2 protein-coding genes are annotated in these 727 nt (G+C 64.4%); both read left to right on the top strand.

Annotated elements, in window-relative coordinates; all coding sequences use genetic code 11:
- The coding region (locus tag QQX02_RS13135; protein WP_301143808.1) for a hypothetical protein at window positions 1-201 on the top strand (201 nt) is incomplete at its 5' end.
- Window position 202: 1 nt separating this feature from the next.
- Window positions 203-709, top strand: coding sequence for a class I SAM-dependent methyltransferase (locus tag QQX02_RS13130; protein ID WP_301143806.1), 507 nt, complete (start codon window positions 203-205; stop codon window positions 707-709).
- Window positions 710-727: the final 18 nt, after the last annotated feature.

Raw genomic sequence — 727 nt, 5'->3', positions numbered from 1 at the left:
CACGGCGCTATGGCCGACGCCATCGACGCCCATCTCACCCAGCCTGCGCAGGCGGTGGATGTGGAAATGCGGCGCGCGTGCGATGTGGCGCTGCTGTTCTGCGAAACCGGGGCGATGCGCACTGGATGGTCGCCGGATCGAATCCGCAGCGCCTTCGAAAAGCTCCGCGCCCTCCCCAACGCCAACGGGAAGGAGGGGTGAGGTGACCGCTAAGACGATCCTCGACCCGTGCTGCGGTAGCCGCATGTTCTGGTTCGACCGCAATCACCCGAGCGTGGTGTACGGCGACATTCGCACGGAGCAGCGCACGCTTTGCGATGGCCGGACGCTGTCCATCTTCCCGGATGTGCCGCTGGACTTCCGCTCCCTTCCCTACGAGGACGGCGCGTTCAAGCTGGTGGTGTTCGACCCGCCGCACCTGCGCAAAGCGGGCGAGGTCAGTTGGATGCGGGCGAAGTACGGAGCGCTGGACGCCGACACCTGGCGCGATGACCTGCGAGCCGGCTTTGCCGAGTGCTTCCGCGTCTTGGCCAACGATGGCGTTCTGATCTTCAAGTGGAACGAAACGCAGATCAAGGTGCGCGAAGTGTTGGCGCTTACCGACCAGAAGCCGCTATTCGGACACCCGTCAGGCAAGAAAGGCGGCACGCACTGGATTTGCTTCATGAAAACCGCCCCACAGGAGGACACCCCCGATGCTGCCCGATGAGGTGAGGAAGGCGGTGGA

It is taken from the genome of Demequina muriae (genome assembly GCF_030418295.1).
In the GTDB taxonomy this organism is placed as follows: Bacteria; Actinomycetota; Actinomycetes; order Actinomycetales; family Demequinaceae; genus Demequina; species Demequina muriae.
The sequence above is the reverse complement of the archived record's forward strand: the minus strand, read 5'-3'. Positions and strand labels throughout refer to the sequence as shown.